Genomic DNA, 212 nt, shown 5'->3' on the forward strand with positions numbered 1-212 from the left:
TCGTCGAGCGGCCGGGGGCGGGGATCTGGGGGGCGTACGACCGCGGGACGCCCGCGGGGGACGTGGGGCTGGACCCGCAGGAGGACGGGGGGGTCGAGATCGTCTACTTCGGGCTGATAACGGCGTTCCGGGGCCGGGGCATCGGCGGGGGCCCGCTGTCGTACGGGGCCGCGCGCGGCCGGGGGCTGGGCGCCCGCCGGGCGGGGGGGGGC

The 212-nt window shown here is 81.1% G+C and carries 1 pseudogene; it reads left to right on the forward strand.

The features are described 5' to 3' along the window. Positions 1-212, forward strand: a pseudogene (locus tag A4V12_RS39965) (GNAT family N-acetyltransferase); the annotation flags it as partial.

Origin of the sequence: Streptomyces noursei, assembly GCF_001646665.1 — a bacterium.
Lineage (GTDB): Bacteria > Actinomycetota > Actinomycetes > Streptomycetales > Streptomycetaceae > Streptomyces > Streptomyces lavendulocolor.